Here is a 19701-nt window from a genome sequence, read left to right on the forward strand (position 1 = left end):
GCGTCGGTCACTCCTTGATGTAGGGCTTGCCGGATGCCGCGGGCCCGCGTATCTGGCCGGCGAAACCGGCGACCGCGAGGATCGTGACGACATAGGGCAGCATGAGCATGAACTCGCTCGGGATCGGGGTCTTCAGGATCGTCAGCAGGTTCTGCAGGTTGGTCGCGAAGCCGAACAGCAGCGCGGCGAGGGCGGCGCGGATCGGGTCCCATCGGCCGAAGATCACGGCGGCGAGGGCGATGAAGCCGAGGCCGGCGGTCATGTCCTTGCTGAACTGCGGCACCGAGACGAGCGTGAAGTAGGCGCCGCCGATGCCGGCGATGGCGCCGGCAAGCGAGACGTTCCAGAACCGCGACGTGTTCACCTTGATGCCAACGGTGTCGGCGGCCTGCGGGTGCTCGCCGACGGCGCGCAGGCGCAGGCCCCAGCGGGTGCGGTAGAGGCCCCACGCGACGACGGCGACGGTCACGAACATCAGGTAGACGATGAAGGTCTGGTTGAACAGCACCGGCCCGATCACGGGGATCTCGCTGAGCACGGGGATCTGGATGCGACCGAAGCGCTCGGGACGGTTGAGCTGCTGCTCGTTCGGTACGAGCAGCGCGCCGTAGAGGAAGCCGGTGAGGCCCGTCACGAGCACGTTCAGCACGACGCCGACGATGACCTGGTCGACGAGGTACTTGATCGCGAAGGCCGCGAGCACGAACGCGACGAGCACGCCGCCGAGCATCGCACCGAGCAGGCCCACGAACGGGTTGCCGGTCATGCTCGACAGGAGCGCCGCCGAGAACGCGCCGAGCAGCAGCTGCCCCTCGATCGCGACATTGACGACGCCGACCCGCTCACCGATGACGCCGCCGAGGGCGCCGAAGACGAGCGGCACCGACAGGGAGACGGCGCCGAACAGCAGACTCGGCACGGGGACGAGGCCGCCGGCACCTGCCCACACGAGGAAGGCGAAGACGCCCAGCACGCTGAAGACGATCGTCAGCCACAGCGGCTGCCGCCGGTACGACCACGCCATCCACAGGGAGAGGAGGGTCAGGACGACGAGCACCGCCCAGACCGCCCAGGCGGTGGCGGCGGTCGGCACGTCGATGTCGGGCAGTGCGAACGACTGCGACGGGTCGCCGAGGCGGAAGGTCGACACCCCGTCGCGCGGCGCGAAGGCGAACAGCAGAGCGAGCAGCACCGTGACGACGGCGAGCACGATGGGCGCCTTGAAGTGGCGCTCCTTCACGACGGCGAGCTGGATCGTGCCGTCGAGCTTCTCGATCTGCGCGGCGGGCTGACCCGTCGCCGGGTCGGCCGGGCGGCCGCCGGCCGCGGAGGTCTCGGGAACCGTGGCGCTCATGCGGCCACCGCCTTCTTGGCCGCCTTGGCGCGCGCGGCGGCGGCCTTCTCGGCATCGGTCTTGGGCAGGAAGAACACGGCGCGCAGCAGGGGCGGCGCCGCGATGAACAGCACGATCAGCGACTGCACGACGAGCACGATGTCGACGGGGATGCCCTGCGCCTGCATCGAGAACGACCCCGCCTTGAGGGCGCCGAACAGGATGCCAGCGGCGAAGGTGCCCCACGCGCGGCTGCGTCCGAGGAGCGCGACCGTGATCGCGTCGAAGCCGATGCCGGCGTCGATCGTGGCGCCGAAGCCGCTCGTCACGGTGCCCTGGATCTGGTTCATCGCCGCGAGCCCCGCGAGGCCGCCGGCGAAGAGCATCGCGTAGATGTAGAGCCGGTCGACGCTCATGCCCGCGGCACGCGCGGCGTGCGGGTTCTCGCCGAGCGCGCGCAGTCGCAGGCCGAGGCTCGAGCGCTCGATCAGCCACCACACGAAGACGGTCGCGGCGATCACGACGACGAAGCCCCAGTCGAGATTCGGGAACTGTGCGCCGAGCAGGTTCGGGAACTGCGCCGACTCGGGGGTCGGGCGGGTCTGCGGCTGGTTGCTGCCCTCGGCCTGCAGGAGGCCCGGCGTCCGCAGCATCCACAGCAGCAGGTAGAACGCGACGTAGTTGAGCATGATCGTGAGGATCACCTCGTGCGCCCCGGTCTTGGCCTTCAGGAGGCCCACCAGGCCGCCCCAGAGCGCCCCGCCGACGATGCCGGCGAGGAGGGTGAGGGGCAGGTGGATCCACATCGGCAGGTCCAGGTTGAACGCGAACAGCCCCGCGAACATCGCGCCGATGAGCATCTGGCCGCGCGCGCCGATGTTGAACAGGCCGGCGCGGAACGCGAGCGCCACGCCGAGCCCCGCGGCGATCAGCGGCGCCGCGAACCCGAGCGAGTTGGTGAGCGGGCGGATCTGCGCGGCGAAGTCGTTGCCCTTCGGGTTGAACACGGCGCCGCGGAAGAGCGCCTCGTAGCCGCCGGCGACCGAGTTCCAGATCGCGGCGAACGTGTCGCCGGGGCGCCAGAAGAAGTATCGTGCGGCCGTCTGCACGTCCTCATTGGTCAGGGCGATCAGCACGCCGCCGACGAGCAGGGCGAGCACGATCGCGAGGATCGTGGTGACGGCGCTGCCGCGCATCAGCTCGCGCAGGAACACCGTGCCGCCGGTGGGCGGCTCGTCGCCGAACAGCGGCCCGACCGCCCGCGGGGTGTCTTCGGGGCGGGCGCTGTGCTCGACCTCGTGCGTGGGTGTCGACTCGCTCACGCGGCCACCTCCGGTTCGGTCTCGCCTGCCATCATGAGGCCGAGGGTGTCGCGGGGCGTGTCGCCGGGCACGATGCCGACGACGGTGCCGCGATACATCACGGCGATCCGGTCGGCCAGCGCGGTCACCTCGTCGAGCTCGGTGGAGACGACGATGATGGGGATGCCGGCGTCGCGCGTCTCGATGATGCGCTTGTGGATGAACTCGATCGAGCCGACGTCGACGCCACGGGTCGGCTGGGCGACGACGAGGAGGCGCAGGTCTCGGCTCATCTCGCGGGCGATGACGACCTTCTGCTGATTGCCGCCGGAGAGGGTTCCCGCGGCGGTCTGCGGGCCCTGCGTGCGGATGTCGTACTCGGTGATGCGATCACGCGCGAACGAGTCCAGCGCGCTGCGACGGAGCGTGCCCGCGCGGGCGAAGGCGGGGTCGGACGAGCGGTCGAGGATGAGGTTCTCGGCCACCGAGAACCCGCCGACGAGACCGTCGATCTTGCGGTCCTCGGGCACGAACCCGACGCCCTCGCCGAGGATCGCGTGCACGCTCTTGCCGACGAGCTCGGTGCCGTCGAGGCTGATCGATCCCTCGACGCGGGGGGCGAGGCCGACGATGGCCTCGACGAGCTCGGTCTGGCCGTTGCCCTGGACGCCCGCGACGGCGAGGATCTCGCCCGGTCGCACGTCGAACGAGACGCCGTCGACGACGATCGCACCCGTGCCGGTGAGCACGCGCAGCTCGCGCACCTGCAGGCCGCCTTCGCCCGGCCGGGCCGCGTCTTTGTGCACCGTCAGCTCGACGGCGCGTCCGACCATCAGCGACGCGAGCTCGGCGTTGGTCGCCGTGGGCGAGGCCTCGCCGACGACCTTGCCGAGCCGGATGACGGTGATGCGGTCGGCGACTTCGCGCACCTCACGCAGCTTGTGGGTGATGAAGACGATGGATGTCCCCGCGTCGCGCAGCTGGCGCATGATCGCCATCAGCTCGTCGGTCTCCTGCGGGGTGAGCACCGCGGTCGGCTCGTCGAAGACGAGCACCTTCGCGTCGCGGGAGAGCGCCTTGATGATCTCGACCCGCTGCTGCACGCCGACGGGGAGGTCGCCGACCAGGGCATCCGGGTCGATCTCGAAGCCGAACCGCTGTGCGATCTCGCGCACGTGCCGACGTGCGGCGTTCAGGTCGAGACGTCCGAGTGCCTTCGTGTCCTCGTGCCCGAGCATCACGTTCTCGGCGACGGTGAACACCGGGATCAGCATGAAGTGCTGGTGCACCATGCCGATGCCGGCCGCCATCGCGTCGCCGGGGCCGCGGAAGTGCTGCGGCACGTCGTCGAGGAGGATCTCGCCCTCGTCGGCGCGGTACAGGCCGTACAGCACGTTCATCAGCGTGGACTTGCCGGCGCCGTTCTCACCGAGGAGAGCATGGATCTCTCCCGGTTCGACCACGAGATCGATGTGGTCGTTGGCGACGAGGCTGCCGAATCTCTTGGTGATTCCGCGGAGCTCGAGCTTCATATCAAAACCCTACCTGGGTCGGTTTCGGGGGTGGGGGTCGAGAAGACGACCGGGTGACGCCACTCGGGGCGAGCAGCACACGGCTACTCGCCCCGAGGGCCGACGGGTTCAGATCACGAACCGGCCGGGGAGTTCTTCGAATCGACGGTGATGGTGCCCGCGATGATGTCGTCCTGCAGCTTCTTCAGCTCGTCGGTGAGACCGGCGGGAAGCTTCGACTCGAAGTCGTGGAAGCTCGAGAGCTTGACGCCCTCGTTCTTCAGCGTGCCGACGTACGGGGTCGGGTCGAAGTCGCCCTTGGAGGCGGCGATGGTGGTGTCGTACACCGAGACGTCGATCGCCTTCATGATCGAGACGAGGGTGATGTCGGCGACCGACGGGTCGGCGACGGCGAGGTCGGTGTCGACGCCGAGCATGACGGCGTCCTTGCCGCTGTCGGCGATGGCCGCCGCGGCGCTCTTGTAGATGGGGCCGCCGACGGGCAGGATGACGTCGACGCCCTGGTCGAGGAGGTTCTGAGCGGTCTGCTTCGCGGTGTCGTTCGCCTCGAAGCCGCCCGTGAACAGACCCTCCTGGGTGGTGCTGTCCCACCCGGCGACCTGGACGTTCGCGCCCTTGTCCTCGTTGTACTTCTTCACGCCGAGCTCGTAGCCGTCCATGAAGACCGCCACCGAGGGGATCTGCATGCCGCCGAAGGTGCCGACCTTGTTGACGCCGGCCTGCGCCGACCACGCGGCCGCGGCGTAGCCGCCGAGGTAGGCCGCCTCGGCCGTGTTGAAGACGAGCGGCTTGATGTTCGGAGCGTCGGGCTTGCCGTCGAAGTCGGCGTCCGCGTAGTCGTCGATGATCGCGAAGCTGAGGTCGGGGTTGGCGTTGGCCGACTCGATCGTGGCCGCGGCGAGCTTGAAGCCGACGGCGACGACGAGCGAGCAGCCCTCGGCGATGGCCTGCTGCATGTTCGGCGCGTAGTCGTTGTCGTTCTTCGACTCGAACTCGAGCGGCGTCACGCCGAGCTCCTTGGCTGCCTTGTCCATGCCGTTCTTCGCCGACTCGTTGAACGACTTGTCGTTCCAACCGCCGGCGTCGGAGACGAGGCAGGGCAGGAACCCGTCCACGGCGCCGCCGGCGGCGGCCGATCCGGTCGAGTCCGAGTCAGGCGCCGAGCCACAGCCGGCGAGAGCGATGATGAGCCCGGCCGCGGCGGTGATGCCGGCGAGCTTCTTGGTGGTCGAGATGGTCAATGCAGCCTCCACATTGATAGACCCGCGGATCTCGCGGGCGCACGCATCGAAGTTACCTACTGTGACGCACCGTTTGCACGCCGGGAGGGCCCGTGCAACGCAATGGTTACAAAGACGCAATGATCCCGCGGGAAAGCCGCGTCAGAGCACGTCTCCCCGGCCGGTGAGCTTCAAGGCATCCACCACGCCCTTCACCCGCTGCGCGTGCTCGCTCGTGGTCACCAGCAGCGCGTCGGCGGTGTCGACGACGACGATGTCCTTCACGCCGATGAGGCTGATGACCCGCTTCGTGTGGCTGACGACGATGCCGCTCGCCGCGTCGGAGAGGATGCGGGCGTTCTCGCCGAGGATCGCGAGGTCGTTCTTGCGGCCGCCGGAGTTGAGCTTCGCGAGGCTCGCGAAGTCGCCCACGTCGTCCCAGTCGAAGTGGCCGGGAACGACCGCAAGCCGGCCCTTGTCGGCGGCGGGCTCGGCGACGACGTAGTCGATCGCGATCTTCGGCAGCGTCGGCCAGATGCGGTCGACCGCCGGGCCGCGGCGGTCGCGGTCGTCCCACGCCTCGGCGAGCTCGACGAGGCCGGCGTGCAGCTCGGGGTTGTTCGCCGCGATCTCGGCCAGCAGCACGTCGGCGCGCGAGATGAACATGCCGGCGTTCCACAGGTAATCGCGGTCGGCGAGGTACTGCTTGGCCGTGTCGAGGTCGGGCTTCTCGACGAAGCGCTCGACGAGCGAGGCATCCCGCGCGCCGTCGACGATGAGCTCCGGCCCGCGCTTGATGTAGCCGAACCCGACGGCGGGCTCGGAGGGGGCGATGCCGACGGTGCAGATGTAGCCCTCGCGGGCGACCTCGACGGCGTCGCGCACCGCGAACTCGAACACGCGCGTGCCGCGGATGACGTGGTCGGCCGCGAACGATCCGATGATCACGTAGGGTTCGCGGCGGTGCAGGATCGCGGCGGCGAGCCCGATCGCGGCGGCGGAGTCGCGGGGCTCGGACTCGAGGATGACGTTGTGGTCGGCGATGCCGGGCAGCTGATCCTCGACGGCGGCGCGGTGCGCGCGGCCGGTGACCACCGCGATGCGGTCGGGCCCGGTCAGCGGCTCGAGGCGGTCCCATGTGTCGCGCAGCAGCGAGTGCCCGGAGCCGGTGAGGTCGTGCAGGAACTTCGGGGCGTCCGCCCGGGAGAGGGGCCAGAGGCGACTGCCGACGCCTCCCGCGGGGATCACGGCGTAGAAGTCGTCGATCGGTGAAGCCATGCCCCGAGCCTACCGAGGGCGCGGGCGCGCACCCGGGAGAACGCCGGGACCCTTCCGAAAGAAAGGGGATTCATACGGATTGCTCGACATCGAGAGAACTTAGGGTGGCCTTCCTCGCCGCCCCGCGGCGGGGCGACCTAGGATGAGAGGGCACCTGTGTGCGACGAGATGGGCCCCCGGTCACCGCCGGAGACCCGGCCGGCCCCGGCCCCGCCGTAGCGAGGTGTCCGTTCACACCAAGGGAGGACGACCGTGTCTGCACCAGCACGCGTCACACCGTCGGTAGCCCAGACCACGTCGAAGTACCCGCGCGGCACGCTGTACCGCGGCAACGTGGGCATGTGGTCGTGGGTCCTGCACCGCATCACCGGCATCGCCATCTTCTTCTTCCTGCTCGTGCACGTGCTCGACACCGCGCTCATCCGCCTCTCCCCCGAGGCGTACGACGTGGTCATCGGCATGTACAAGAACCCGATCATGGGCCTCGGCGAGGTCGCGCTCGTCGCGGCGATCGCCTACCACGCCTTCAACGGTCTGCGCATCATCGCGGTCGACCTGTGGCCGTGGGCGACGCGCCACCAGCGCCAGCTGTGGTGGGGCGTGATCGGCCTCTGGGCCGTGACCCTCGCCGGCTTCGCGCCGCGCCACCTCATCAACGTCTTCTCGAACATGGGAGGCGGTCACTGATGGCTCTGACGCAGACCCCCGACCTCGCCGCTCCGCGTTCGGCGCAGCCCCGCAAGAAGGGCGCCAACCTCGAGAAGTGGGGCTGGATCTATATGCGCGCCTCCGGCGTGCTGCTGGTCGTCCTCATCTTCGGTCACCTGTTCGTCAACCTCATGCTCGGCGAGGGCATCCACGGCATCGACTTCGCGTTCGTCGCCGGCAAGTTCGCCTCGCCGTTCTGGCAGTGGTGGGACGTGCTGATGCTCTGGCTCGCCCTCATCCACGGCGCGAACGGCATGCGCACGATCGTGAACGACTACGTGACCGGCGCGACCACCCGCAAGGTTCTGGTCTGGGCGCTGTGGATCGCGGCCGGGTTCCTCATCCTGCTCGGCACGCTCGTGGTCTTCACGTTCGACCCGTGCCTGGGCGTGGAGAACTCGACGACCGACTGGCTGATCGAGATGTGCTCCGCACGCTGATCTCGGCGCAGACGACAACGACGAAGAAGAAGACGAAGGCATCCCTGACGTGAGCACCGCGACCACCGCGCATCCCGAAGCCGTCCTGCGGGACGGTGTGTACTACCACGAGTTCGACATCGTCATCGTCGGCGCCGGCGGCGCGGGCATGCGCGCCGCGATCGAGGCGGGCCCCGGCGCCCGCACCGCCGTCATCACGAAGCTCTACCCGACGCGCTCGCACACCGGCGCCGCGCAGGGCGGCATGGCGGCGGCCCTCGCCAACGTCGAAGAGGACTCGTGGGAGTGGCACACCTACGACACCATCAAGGGCGGTGACTACCTCGTCGACCAGGACGCGGCGGAGATCCTCGCCAAAGAGGCGATCGACGCGGTCATCGAACTCGAGAACATGGGTCTGCCGTTCAACCGCACCCCCGAGGGCAAGATCGACCAGCGCCGGTTCGGCGGCCACACGCGCGAGCACGGCAAGGCCCCGGTCCGCCGCGCGTGCTACGCGGCCGACCGCACCGGCCACATGATCCTCCAGACCCTCTTCCAGAACTGCGTCAAGCTCGGCATCAACTTCTTCAACGAGTACTACGCGCTCGACCTCATCACCGCGATGGACGACGACGGCAACACCCAGGTCGCGGGCGTCGTCGCGTACGAGCTCGCCACCGGCGATCTGCACGTCTTCCACTCGAAGGCGGTCATCTTCGCGACCGGCGGCTTCGGCAAGATCTACAAGACGACCTCGAACGCGCACACCCTCACCGGCGACGGCGTCGGCATCGTGTGGCGCAAGGGTCTGCCGCTCGAGGACATCGAGTTCTTCCAGTTCCACCCGACCGGCCTCGCGGGTCTCGGCATCCTCCTCACCGAGGGCGCCCGCGGTGAGGGCGCGATCCTTCGCAACGCCTTGGGTGAGCGCTTCATGGAGCGCTACGCCCCGACGATCAAAGACCTCGCGCCCCGCGACATCGTCGCCCGCTGCATGGTCAAAGAGGTGCTCGAGGGCCGCGGCGCCGGCCCGCACAAGGACTACGTCTACCTCGACTGCACGCACCTGGGTGCCGAGGTGCTCGAGACGAAGCTCCCCGACATCACCGAGTTCGCGCGCACCTACCTCGGCGTCGACCCGGTGACCGAGCCCGTCCCGGTCATGCCGACGGCGCACTACGCCATGGGCGGCATCCCCACCACCAACAACGGCGAGGTGCTGCAGAACAACGACACCGTCGTGCCCGGCCTCTACGCCGCCGGCGAGTGCGCGTGCGTCTCGGTGCACGGCGCGAACCGCCTCGGCACGAACTCGCTCCTCGACATCAACGTGTTCGGAAAGCGCTCGGGCCGCAACGCCGTCGAGTACGTCAAGACCGCCGAGTTCGTGCCGCTGCCGGAAGACCCGGCCAAGGAGGTGCGCGACATGCTCGAGGGTCTCCGCAACAACCAGGGCACCGAGCGCATCGCCGTCCTCCGCAAGGCGCTGCAGGAGGAGATGGACAAGGGCGCCCAGGTGTTCCGCACCGAGGAGTCGCTCACCCACGTCCTCGGCGTCATCGAGGAGTTGCGCGAGCGGTACAAGAACATCCACGTCGACGACAAGGGCAAGCGCTTCAACACCGACCTGCTCGAGGCCGTCGAGCTCGGGTTCCTGCTCGACATCGCCGAGATCGTCGCCTATGCCGCCCGCAACCGCAAGGAGAGCCGCGGCGGCCACATGCGCGAGGACTACGAGAAGCGCGACGACGAGAACTACTTGCAGCACACGATGGCCTACCTCACGGGCGACCCGCACTCGCCCGACCCCGAGGACCACATCCGCCTCGACTGGAAACCGGTCGAGTTCACGAAGAACGAGCAGGGCGAGTTGAAGTACCCGCCGATGGAGAGGAAGTACTGATGTCGACCGCCATCGCCGAACGGGACGCCGTCGCTTCGCCCGCCGACTCGGGGGCCGAAGACGCGATCCAGTCCTACCTCGTCACGTTCATCATCCGCCGCTTCGACCCGGAGACCGACAGCGAGCCGCGCTGGGTCGACTACGACGTCGAGCTCTACCCCACCGACCGCGTGCTCGACGCGCTGCACAAGATCAAGTGGGAGGTCGACGGCTCGCTGTCGTTCCGCCGCTCGTGCGCGCACGGCATCTGCGGCTCGGACGCCATGCGCATCAACGGGCGCAACCGCCTCGCCTGCAAGACCCTGATCAAGGACCTCGACATCTCGCAGCCGATCTACGTCGAGGCGATCAAGGGCCTGCCGCTCGAGAAAGACCTCATCGTCGACATGGAGCCGTTCTTCGCCTCCTACCGCGAGGTGCAGCCGTTCCTCATCGCGAACTCGAAGCCCGAGCCGGGCAAGGAGCGCATCCAGTCGCCCGCCGAGCGCGCGATCTTCGACGACACCACCAAGTGCATCCTGTGCGCCGCGTGCACGACGTCCTGCCCCGTGTTCTGGACCGACGGCCAGTACTTCGGCCCCGCCGCGATCGTCAACGCGCACCGCTTCATCTTCGACTCGCGCGATGACGCGGGCGACGTCCGCCTGGACATCCTCAATGACAAGGAAGGCGTGTGGCGCTGCCGCACGACCTTCAACTGCACCGAGGCGTGCCCGCGCGGCATCGAGGTCACCAAGGCGATCGCCGAGGTCAAGCAGGCGATCCTGCGGCACTGAGCCCGCTGCGCCGTCTCGCTATCCTGACGACGTGAGCGAACACCCTTCCTCCGCCCGCGCCGCGGCCGATTCGGCGCGCGCGGAGGAAGAGGGGCTCCGCGAGCGCTGGGAGAGCACCCAGGCATCCCTGCGCGAGCGCTTCGACGTGCCGATCAGCGCGGCCACCGAGATCACGCGCAAGACCCTCGCACTCTTCCCGGTGCGGGTGTGGCGGCACTTCCTGCAGCACAACGGGTTCCTTCTCGCGGCGGGGGTGAGCTACCAGGCCCTGTTCTCCTTCTTCGCGGTGATCTACGTCGCGTTCGCGGGCGTGGGTCTGTGGCTCGGTGGCAGCCCTGCCGCCGTGCAGGGCCTCATCACGATCATCGACTCGTACACCCCCGGGCTCATCCGCCCGGAGGGTCAGGGCGGGGTGTTCACGACCGAGCAGGTCACCGAGATCGCGACCGGATCGACGGGCGTGCTGGCCGTCACCGGTGTCATCGCGGTGCTCACCGCGATCTGGACCTCGATCGGGTTCGTGACCTTCACCCGCCGCGCAGTGCGCGACATCTTCGGCCTGCCCTTCGACGACCGCTCGTACGTGCTGCTGAAGGCGCGCGACTTCGTGGCGGCGCTGCTGTTCGGGATCGCGCTGGTGCTCGGCTCGGCCGTCAGCGTCGCGGGCACCTGGGCGCTCGGCTGGATCTTCTCGCTGCTCGGCTGGTACCGGCTCGGCCTCGGGCTCGTGTCGATCCTCGTGTCCGTCGCCGTGTTCACCGGGGCGCTGGCGCTGCTGTTCCGCTTCCTCACCGGCACCTCGCTCACCTGGCGACGGATCCACCCCGGCGGGCTCTTCGGCGGCATCGCGCTGACCGTGCTGCAGCTCGGTGCCGGCTGGGTGCTCCGCTACACCCCGAGCAACCCGCTGCTGGCGACCTTCACGATCTTCATCGGCCTCCTGCTGTGGTTCCGCGTGATCGGGATCATCATCCTCGTCTCCGCCTCGTGGATCGCCGTCGCGGCGAGCGACGAGGGCGAGCCGCTCGCGTACCTGAGCGACGCCGACCGGCTGCGCGAGGAGCACGCCGCGCTGCTGCTGGCCGCGCAGGTGCGCCTGCGCACGGCGCGCGACGACCGCGCCGACGCGCCCTGGTACCGGCGCTTCGCCGCGACGCGGGCGGTGCGCGAGGCCGAGGCGGAGCTCGCCGAGGTCGAGGCGGCGGCGCCCGCGCCCGCGTCGCGGTGGCATACCGACCTGTTCGGGTGACGCGAGGCTCGTGTCGGCGGTCGTGGTTAGGCTTTTGCGGTGCCCATCGAGTCATCCTCCTCCCCCCGCCTTCGCCTCGCCTCCGTCAATGTCAACGGCATCCGCGCCGCCGTCCGCAAGGGGATGAGCGCGTGGCTCGATGCCGCCGACGTCGATGTCCTGACCCTGCAGGAGGTGCGCGCCCAGGCATCCGATCTCGCCGCCGCCCTCCCGGGCTGGCACATCGTGAACGACGAGGCCCTCGCCAAGGGCCGCGCGGGCGTCGCGATCGCCGCGCGCGAGCCGCTCGAGATCTGGCGGATCGAGCTCGGCGACGAGACGCTCGACTCGCGCGGGCGCTGGGTCGAGGCCGACATCGAGGTTGCCGGCCGGAGGGTCACCGTCGTGAGCGCCTATGTGCACACCGGCGAGGACGGCACCCCGAAGCAGGACGCGAAGTACGCCTTCCTCGACGCGATGACGGCGCGGATGCCCCTGCTCGGCGAGCACGCGGTGATCACCGGCGACCTGAACGTCGGGCACCGCACCCTCGACATCCGCAACTGGAAGGGCAACGTCAAGAAGGCGGGCTTCCTCCCGCGCGAGCGCGCCTACTTCGACCGGTTCACCGGCGCGGCGGGCGAAGAGGTCGAGGGCGTCGACGGGTCGACGGGCCCCGGCCTCGGCTGGGTCGACGTCGGCCGCCGCTTCGCGGGTGAGGTCGACGGGCCGTACACCTGGTGGTCGAACCGCGGCAAGGCGTTCGACACCGACACGGGCTGGCGCATCGACTACCACCTCGCCACCCCCGCCCTGGCGGAGCGGGTCGTCGACTACCGCGTCGTGCGCGCGCCCTCGTGGGACACCCGGTGGAGTGACCACGCGCCCGTCGTCGCCGACTACGTGTTCTGATCTGGGTCGTGGGCTCGGTCGCGTTCTGCGGGCGCGGCGGGGTCTGCGGGCGCGGCGGGGCACGAGGCATCCGCGGAATAGACTGGGGTGGTGACCAAGCCTCGCCTCTACTCCGGAATGCAGCCGTCTGCCGACTCCCTCCAGGTCGGCAACTACATCGGTGCGCTCCTGCAGTGGAGCGAGCTGCAGGATGCCTACGACGCGTTCTTCTCCGTCGTGGACCTCCACGCCCTCACCCAGCCGAACGACCCGGCGGAGCTCCGCGAGAAGACCCGCCGCACCGCCGCGCAGTACATCGCCGCGGGCATCGAGCCGTCACGCTCGACGCTGTACGTGCAGTCGCACGTGCCCGCGCACACCGAGCTGCAGTGGGTGCTGTCGACGATCACCGGCTTCGGCGAGGCCGGGCGGATGACGCAGTTCAAGGACAAGTCGGCCCGCTACGGCGCCGACCAGACGAACGTGGGCCTGTTCACGTACCCGGTGCTGATGGCGGCCGACATCCTGCTGTACCAGACCGACATCGTGCCGGTCGGCGATGACCAGAAGCAGCACGTCGAGCTGACGCGCGACCTGGCCGAGCGGTTCAACGCGCGCTACGGCACCGCGTTCACGGTGCCGATCCCGGTGATCCAGAAGGAGACCGCGCGCATCTACGACCTGCAGAACCCGACGGCGAAGATGTCGAAGTCGGCGGAGTCGGATGCCGGGGTGCTGTGGCTGCTCGACGACCCGGCGGTCTCGGCGAAGAAGGTCATGCGTGCCGTCACCGACAGCGACGGCACGGTGCGCTACGACCGGGAGAACAAGCCCGGCGTGTCGAACCTGCTCACGATCTACGCGGCGCTGACCGGCCGGCAGATCCCGGCGATCGAGGACGAGTACGCCGGGCGCGGATACGGCGACTTCAAGAAGGGCCTCGCCGAGGTCGTCGTCGCCGAGTTCGGCCCCGTGCGCGAGCGGGCGCTCGCCCTCCTCGCCGACCCCGCCGAGCTCGACCGGGTGCTGGCATCCAACGCCGACCGCGCTGCCGAGGTCGCCGAGAAGACCCTCGCCGACGTCTACGACAAGGTCGGCCTGCTCCGCCGCCGCTGACCCCCTGCCGCCCCGCCGCCCCTGCCGCCCCGTCGCCCCCCGCCGCCGCTGACCCCCTGCCGCGCCGCTGCCGCGCCGTCGCCCGGTTCCCCGCGCGCTGCCCCCTTCCCTGTGTACCGTTTGCAGGATCAGACCACACGACACGCCGTCAGTCACAGCCGAGAAGACCCGTTTGGGGCGAGTGATCCTGCAAAAGTGCCCGCGACAGCGCGCGATTTCCCAGCCTTCGGCGCGCCCGACCGTCAGTGCGTGCGGTGGGCGGCGAGCAGACCGCGCAGGGCGGCGAGCACGTCGTCGGGGCGATACATGATCATCGCGGCCGTAAAGCGGAGGCTTGTGTAGCCGAGGGCGGCGAGCGCCGCGTCGCGCTCGCGATCGCGCGCCTGCTGCGCCCAGTCGGAGTGGAACTCCTTGCTGTCGCACTCGACGACCAACCACCCGTCGAGCACCAGGTCGACGCGGCCGATGCCATCGAACCTCACCTGCAGGGCGATCTCGCAACCGAGTGATCGGGCAAGCAGTCGCACGAACGTCTCCGGGCCGGATTCGGCGCGTGGGTCGACGAGATGCTCCAGCACGGCGAACCGAGCCGGGAGCGCAGCGAAGATCCTCCGCAGGTCGAAGCGCGTGAGGAGACCCCTGTTCAGCAGGCTGTCGAGCGTCGCGACGGCGGCGCGCGGCGGCTGACACCGGATCGCGTGCGCCGCGGCGTCGACGACCGAAACGGTGCAGGCCTGACCGACCGGCTCAAGGAGCGCAGACCAGTGGAGGGATATCTCGGCAGCCGCCAACCGCAGTCGACGACGGCGATCGGCAGGGTCGCGCAGTCTGCTTCCGCGGGGATCGATGTGCACGTGCAGCGCGCGGTTCTCGAGCACGAAGACGCCGAGCGCTCCGAGCAGCGACAGACAGGTCAGGCGCCCGCCGACGCGCACGGCGCGCACGTACATGTCGTCTGCTTCCACGGTCAGGTATCGGTCACGGCGCACATGGATGAGTGCGCCGGAGCGCACCGCGTCTTGAATCGATCTGCGCGTGAGGCCGCTCCTGCGCAGCTCCGCGCGAGTGAGGTAGTCGGTCGTCATGCCCGCGAGTGTGGCGCCGAGCGCGGCGCCGTGGCGGCCAGATCCGACCATCTGGGGAGGGATCGGCCGAAGCTGCTGTTGGGGAGGAGGCGACGCCAGCGGCGTCAGACCGCGCGCTGTACCCGTTTGCAGGATCAGACCACACTCGCGACGAGCGGTGCCGCGGAATCACGCGGCGGGCCCGCCCACGAGAGCGCAGTGATCCTGCAAACGGTACGCCCGAGCGGAAGGAGGGGCGGGGGAACCGGGCGAGGGGGATAGGCTCGGCGGGATGGAACCGGTTGTGCTGCGGACGCTCCGGCTCGAGCTGTCGGTGCTCACGGAGGGCGACGCCGAGGCGCTGTTCGCGGCGGGGCAGGATCCCGCGGTGCAGCGGTACACCTCGGTGCCGACGCCGTTCACGCGCGCGGACGCCGACGAGCTCATCGCCGCGACCCGCGCCGGCTGGCAGACCGGCGACCGCCTGTCGTGGGCGGTGCGCGAGCAGGGCGTGCTCGTCGGGATCGTCGGGCTGTACCGGGTCGACGGCAAGGGGTCGGGCGAGCTCGGCTACTGGCTCGCCGCGCCGGCGCGCGGGCGCGGGCTGCTCACCGAGGCGGCGCGCACCGCGCTCGACTGGGGGTTCTCCGCCGACGGCGCCGCCCTGGCGCGCATCGAATGGCACGCGGTCGTCGGCAACACCGCGTCGGCGCGCGTGGCCGAGCGGCTCGGCTTCCGCTTCGAAGGCGTCCGGCGCGCAGCGCTGATCGGCTCGGACGGGCGCGAGGACGGCTGGTCGGCGGCGCTCCTCGCCACCGACGACCGCACCCCGCAGACCTGGCCGATCCCCTGACGGCACCGCCGCACCCGCCCGCGTGTGACAGCCGCGTGGCAGGATGGCGGCATGCCCGAGATGCCCGAGGTGCAGGGGCTCGTCGACTTCCTCGCCGAGCGCACCGTCGAGCACGCGATCACGAAGGCGACGCTCGCGAACATCGCGGCCCTCAAGACCTACGACCCGCCCCTCGACGCTCTGAAGGGCACGACGGTCGTCGGTGTCACGCGGCACGGCAAGTTCATCGACGTGCAGACGGAGGCCACGGATGCCCCGGAGACCACGGACGCGCCGGACGACACGGATGCCCCGGACGGCACACCCGCCACGACCACTCCCCTCCACCTCGTCTTCCACCTCGCCAAGGCCGGCTGGCTGCGCTGGTACGAGCAGCTGCCGGCGACGGTGATCCGGCCGGGGAAGACCCCGATCGCCCTCCGCGTGGGCTTCGACGACGGCTCGGGGTTCGACCTCACCGAGGCGGGCACCAAGAAGTCGCTCGCCGTCTACGTCGTGCGCCGCCCCGACGAGGTGCCGGGCATCGCGCGGCTCGGCCCCGACCCGCTCGGCGACGACTTCACCCGCGACGTGCTCGCGGGGCTCCTCGCCGGGCGCCGCACCCAGATCAAGGGCGTCCTCCGCGACCAGTCGATCGTCGCGGGGATCGGCAACGCCTACTCCGACGAGATCCTGCACGCCGCGAAGATGTCGCCGTACGCGCTCGCGGCCGGCCTCGACGACGCCGAGATCGACCGGCTGTACGCCGCGCTCCGCTCGACGCTGACCGACGCGGTAGCCCAGGCATCCGGCCGCCCGCCCGCCGACCTCAAGGACGCCAAGCGGCGCGGCATGGCCGTGCACGGTCGCCGCGGCGAGGCGTGCCCGGTGTGCGGCGACGAGGTGCGGTCGGTGTTCTTCGCCGACAACTCGCTCGAGTACTGCCCGACGTGCCAGACCGGCGGCAAGCTGCTCGCCGACCGCCGGCTCTCGCGGCTGCTGAAGTAGCCGCGAGAGACGGCTCAGTCGGTCGTGCCCATGAGGATGCGCGCGTCGTCGTCGACCCAGTCGATCGATGTGGCGACCGCCTTCTTCCACTGCCGGTACCGACGGCTGCGTTCGTCGGCGCTCATCCGCGGCTCGAAGCGCACGTCCTCCTGCCAGTGCGCGCGCAGCTCGTCGAGCGAGCCCCACACCCCCACGGCGAGCCCGGCGGCATAAGCGACGCCGAGGGCGGTCGTCTCGACGATCTTCGGGCGCACCACGGGAATGCCGAGGATATCGGCCTGGAACTGCATCAGCAGCGCGTCGCGGGTCATCCCGCCGTCTACGCGCAGCAGGTCGAGCTCTCGCCCCGCGTCGGCGACGACCGCTTCGATCACGTCGCGCGACTGGAACGCGGTGGACTCGAGCACGGCGCGGGCGAGGTGCCCCTTCGTGACGTAGCAGGTGAGCCCGACGAGCGCGCCGCGCGCCTCGGGGCGCCAGTACGGGGCGAACAGCCCCGAGAAGGCGGGCACGAGATACGCGTCGCCGTTGTCGGCGACGGATGCCGCGAGCTCCTCGACCTCGGCGGACGTGCGGATGATCCCGAGGTTGTCGCGCAGCCACTGCACGAGCGAGCCGGTGACGGCGATCGACCCCTCCACCGCGTACCGCGCCGCGTCGTTCCCCAGCCGGTAGGCGACGGTCGTGAGGAGCCCGGCCTTCGAGCGCACGATGTCGGCACCGGTGTTGACGAGCAGGAAGTTGCCGGTGCCGTAGGTGTTCTTCGACTCCCCCGCCTCGAACGCGGTCTGGCCGAACGCCGCGGCCTGCTGGTCGCCGAGGATTCCCGCGATCGGCACGCCGGCGAGCGCCGCCGGCCGGCGCACCTCGCCGACGACCTCCGACGACGATCGGATCTCGGGCCGCATCGCGCACGGGATGTCCCACACCTCGAGCAGCTCGGGCGCCCAGTCGAGGGTCCGGAGGTCCATCAGCAGGGTGCGCGAGGCGTTCGTGACGTCCGTGACGTGGATGCCTCCGTCGACGCCTCCCGCGAGATTCCACACCAGCCAGGTGTCGGGCGTGCCGAACAGCAGGTCGCCCGCGGCGGCCGCCTCGCGCGCACCCTCGACGTTGTCGAGGATCCAGGCGATCTTCGCCGCGGAGAAGTAGGTCGCGAGCAGCAGCCCGGTGGTCGCGGCGAACGCCGTGACTCCGTGCCGCGCGATGAGGCGGTCGACACGCGGCTGCGTGCGGGTGTCCTGCCACGCGAGGGCATTGTGGATCGGCAGGCCGGTGCGGCGACCCCAGACGATCGCCGTCTCGCGCTGGTCGGTCACGCCGACGGCCGCGACGTCGGCGGCGGCGAGGCCGGCACTGCGCAGCGCCTCGTCGACGACCTCCTGCGTGTTCGCCCAGATCTCGATCGGGTCGTGCTCGACGCGGCCGGCACGCGGAAAGAGCTGCGCGTGCTCCCGGAGGGCGGTCGCGACCGGCTGCGCCGACGCGTCGAAGACGATCGCCCGCGTCGACGTCGTGCCCTGGTCGATCGCGATCACGTGCTGCGGCACGTCGCCTCCTCCTCGAGTTCTGCTGTCTCGGCTCCGGCACGCGGCCGGCGTCGGCAGGCGGATATCCCGGTCCTCTCACGCTGTCGCGGCGCAGGTGGACGAATGCCGAGCGCCCCGCGGCCTGCGGCAACCGCGGCAGGGGAACCTGCGACGCCCGCACGCTCCGACGACACGGAATGAAACGACGTCCGGGGCGTTGAGTAGGATCGAGAGCAGAACAACGTGCTCCGGGGTCGGTGAGAATCCGAACCGGCGGTGACAGTCCGCGAGCCCGCCAGATCGAATGATCGAACGGGTCGACCCGGTGGAATTCCGGGACCGACGGTGATGCGGCGCCTCTCTGCGGAGAGCGCCGCGAGTCCGGATGGGAGGCAGCACGGGCGCCGTTCGCGGCGTCTGGCGCGCAGAGCGCGCATCGTCCGCCCATCGATGCCCCGGAGCCCTGAAGACGACGAGTCGTGACGAAGGACGACGGATGCCACAGGCCGACCGCGAGCGGAGCGCCACCGAGCGCGATGCCATGGCGCGCGCGCTGCAGTTGGCGCTGCACGGGCCGCGCGGCGTGAACCCGCAGGTCGGCGCGGTCATCCTCTCTCCCGCCGGCGAGGTCCTCGCCGAGGGCTGGCACCGCGGTGCCGGCACCCCGCACGCCGAGATCGACGCCCTGACGAACCTCGCCGCCGCGCACGGCCCCGCCGCCGCCCGCGGCGCGACCGCTATCGTCACGCTCGAACCCTGCAACCACACCGGCCGCACCGGCCCGTGCGCCGAAGCACTGCTCGACGCCGGCATCGCCCGCGTCGTCTACGCCGTCGACGACCCCGGAGTGCTCTCCGGCGGCGGCGGCGCGCACCTCCGCCGCGGCGGCGTCGACGTCGAGGCGGGGCTGCTGCGGGCCGAGGGAACCGCCCTGCTCGACTCGTGGCTCACGGTGCAGCGGCTCGGCCGCCCGCACGTCACCGTCAAGTGGGCGCAGTCGCTCGACGGGCGCGCCGCGGCATCCGACGGCACCAGCCAGTGGATCACCGGCCCGCTCGCCCGCGCCGACGTGCACGCGCGCCGCGCCGCGGCGGATGCCATCGTCGTCGGCACCGGCACCCTGCTCGCCGACGATCCCGCCCTCACCGCCCGCCGCGGCGACGGCACCCTGTACGACCACCAGCCCCGCCCGGTCGTCGTCGGCACCCGCGCGGTGCCGCAGGAGGCGGCGGTGCGGCAGCACCCGCGACCGTTCCTGCAGGACGAGGGCGACGACCTCGTCGATCTGCTGGGCCGCCTCCGCGAGTTCGGCGCGCAGCGCGTGTTCATCGAGGGCGGCCCCCGCCTCGCATCGTCGTTCGTGCGCGACGGGCTCGTCGACGAGCTGCTCGTCTACCTCGCCCCGACCCTCCTCGGCGGCGAGCGGCTCGCGCTCGGCGACCTCGGCGTGACGACGATCGCCGACCAGCGCCGGCTGACCGTCAGCGACGTGCGGCGCCTCGGCGACGACCTCCTCGTCGTCGCCCACCCCGACCTCCCCGCGAAGGAAGAAGACTGACC

The 19701-nt window shown here is 70.4% G+C and carries 17 protein-coding genes and 1 riboswitch; of the genes, 10 read left to right on the forward strand and 7 right to left on the reverse strand.

Features of this window, described 5'->3' with window-relative positions:
* Positions 1-7: 7 nt before the first annotated feature.
* The 5 genes from FHX68_RS08470 to FHX68_RS08490 all read right to left on the reverse strand — a co-directional run bounded on the left by FHX68_RS08470 (position 8) and on the right by FHX68_RS08490 (position 6664).
* Positions 8-1354 carry an ABC transporter permease gene (locus tag FHX68_RS08470; protein ID WP_141378961.1) on the reverse strand — a complete coding sequence of 449 codons (1347 nt, stop codon included), beginning with the start codon at positions 1352-1354 and terminating at the stop codon, positions 8-10.
* Positions 1351-2655, reverse strand: a complete 1305-nt coding sequence (locus FHX68_RS08475) for an ABC transporter permease (protein WP_373288667.1) — start codon at positions 2653-2655, stop codon at positions 1351-1353. The genes FHX68_RS08470 and FHX68_RS08475 overlap by 4 nt, the downstream gene beginning before the upstream one ends.
* Positions 2652-4166 (reverse strand): ABC transporter ATP-binding protein, encoded by a 1515-nt coding sequence (locus FHX68_RS08480; protein ID WP_141378959.1) that lies wholly within the window; start codon positions 4164-4166, stop codon positions 2652-2654. The genes FHX68_RS08475 and FHX68_RS08480 overlap by 4 nt, the downstream gene beginning before the upstream one ends.
* Positions 4167-4279: 113 nt before the next feature.
* On the reverse strand, positions 4280-5407 hold the full coding sequence (locus FHX68_RS08485) for a BMP family lipoprotein (RefSeq protein WP_141378957.1): 1128 nt from the start codon (positions 5405-5407) through the stop codon (positions 4280-4282).
* Between the two features lie 141 nt (positions 5408-5548).
* Positions 5549-6664: a mannose-1-phosphate guanylyltransferase gene (locus FHX68_RS08490; protein WP_141378955.1), complete on the reverse strand. Its 1116-nt coding sequence runs from the start codon at positions 6662-6664 to the stop codon at positions 5549-5551.
* A gap of 252 nt (positions 6665-6916) precedes the next feature.
* On the opposite strand from FHX68_RS08490, the gene sdhC reads away from it, so the two are divergent.
* The 7 genes from sdhC to trpS all read left to right on the forward strand — a co-directional run bounded on the left by sdhC (position 6917) and on the right by trpS (position 13708).
* Positions 6917-7351 (forward strand): succinate dehydrogenase, cytochrome b556 subunit, encoded by a 435-nt coding sequence (sdhC, locus tag FHX68_RS08495; protein WP_141378953.1) that lies wholly within the window; start codon positions 6917-6919, stop codon positions 7349-7351.
* Complete coding sequence (locus tag FHX68_RS08500) at positions 7351-7812, forward strand: succinate dehydrogenase hydrophobic membrane anchor subunit (RefSeq protein WP_141378951.1); 462 nt, start codon at positions 7351-7353, stop codon at positions 7810-7812. Before sdhC ends, FHX68_RS08500 begins: the two co-directional genes overlap by 1 nt.
* 49 nt (positions 7813-7861) lie before the next feature.
* A complete protein-coding gene (gene sdhA, locus FHX68_RS08505; RefSeq protein ID WP_141378949.1) occupies positions 7862-9697 on the forward strand; it encodes a succinate dehydrogenase flavoprotein subunit in 1836 nt (611 codons plus the stop codon).
* Positions 9697-10473 carry a succinate dehydrogenase iron-sulfur subunit gene (locus FHX68_RS08510; protein WP_141378947.1) on the forward strand — a complete coding sequence of 259 codons (777 nt, stop codon included), beginning with the start codon at positions 9697-9699 and terminating at the stop codon, positions 10471-10473. The genes sdhA and FHX68_RS08510 overlap by 1 nt, the downstream gene beginning before the upstream one ends.
* Positions 10474-10504: 31 nt before the next feature.
* On the forward strand, positions 10505-11722 hold the full coding sequence (locus FHX68_RS08515) for a YihY/virulence factor BrkB family protein (protein ID WP_229661394.1): 1218 nt from the start codon (positions 10505-10507) through the stop codon (positions 11720-11722).
* Positions 11723-11761: 39 nt separating this feature from the next.
* A complete protein-coding gene (locus FHX68_RS08520) occupies positions 11762-12613 on the forward strand; it encodes an exodeoxyribonuclease III (RefSeq protein WP_141378943.1) in 852 nt (283 codons plus the stop codon).
* A gap of 90 nt (positions 12614-12703) precedes the next feature.
* Positions 12704-13708: a tryptophan--tRNA ligase gene (gene trpS, locus FHX68_RS08525; protein ID WP_141378941.1), complete on the forward strand. Its 1005-nt coding sequence runs from the start codon at positions 12704-12706 to the stop codon at positions 13706-13708.
* 242 nt (positions 13709-13950) lie between these two features.
* Here trpS and FHX68_RS08530 read toward each other — a convergent pair whose 3' ends face one another.
* Complete coding sequence (locus tag FHX68_RS08530) at positions 13951-14793, reverse strand: endonuclease domain-containing protein (RefSeq protein WP_141378939.1); 843 nt, start codon at positions 14791-14793, stop codon at positions 13951-13953.
* A 271-nt stretch (positions 14794-15064) separates the two neighbouring features.
* Between FHX68_RS08530 and FHX68_RS08535 the strand changes: the two genes are divergently transcribed.
* Positions 15065-15625, forward strand: coding sequence for a GNAT family N-acetyltransferase (locus FHX68_RS08535; protein ID WP_141378938.1), 561 nt, complete (start codon positions 15065-15067; stop codon positions 15623-15625).
* 51 nt (positions 15626-15676) lie between these two features.
* Positions 15677-16612 (forward strand): Fpg/Nei family DNA glycosylase, encoded by a 936-nt coding sequence (locus FHX68_RS08540; protein WP_141378936.1) that lies wholly within the window; start codon positions 15677-15679, stop codon positions 16610-16612.
* 14 nt (positions 16613-16626) lie between these two features.
* Here FHX68_RS08540 and glpK read toward each other — a convergent pair whose 3' ends face one another.
* Complete coding sequence (gene glpK / locus FHX68_RS08545) at positions 16627-18162, reverse strand: glycerol kinase GlpK (RefSeq protein ID WP_141378934.1); 1536 nt, start codon at positions 18160-18162, stop codon at positions 16627-16629.
* Between the two features lie 219 nt (positions 18163-18381).
* A riboswitch (FMN riboswitch) is annotated at positions 18382-18543 on the forward strand.
* A 94-nt stretch (positions 18544-18637) separates the two neighbouring features.
* Between glpK and ribD the strand changes: the two genes are divergently transcribed.
* The gene (gene ribD, locus FHX68_RS08550) at positions 18638-19699 is read left to right on the forward strand and encodes a bifunctional diaminohydroxyphosphoribosylaminopyrimidine deaminase/5-amino-6-(5-phosphoribosylamino)uracil reductase RibD (RefSeq protein ID WP_141378932.1); all 1062 of its coding nucleotides are present in this window, start codon (positions 18638-18640) and stop codon (positions 19697-19699) included.
* Positions 19700-19701 lie beyond the last annotated feature (2 nt).

This window comes from Microbacterium lacticum, from assembly GCF_006716815.1.
Taxonomy (GTDB): Bacteria; Actinomycetota; Actinomycetes; order Actinomycetales; family Microbacteriaceae; genus Microbacterium; species Microbacterium lacticum.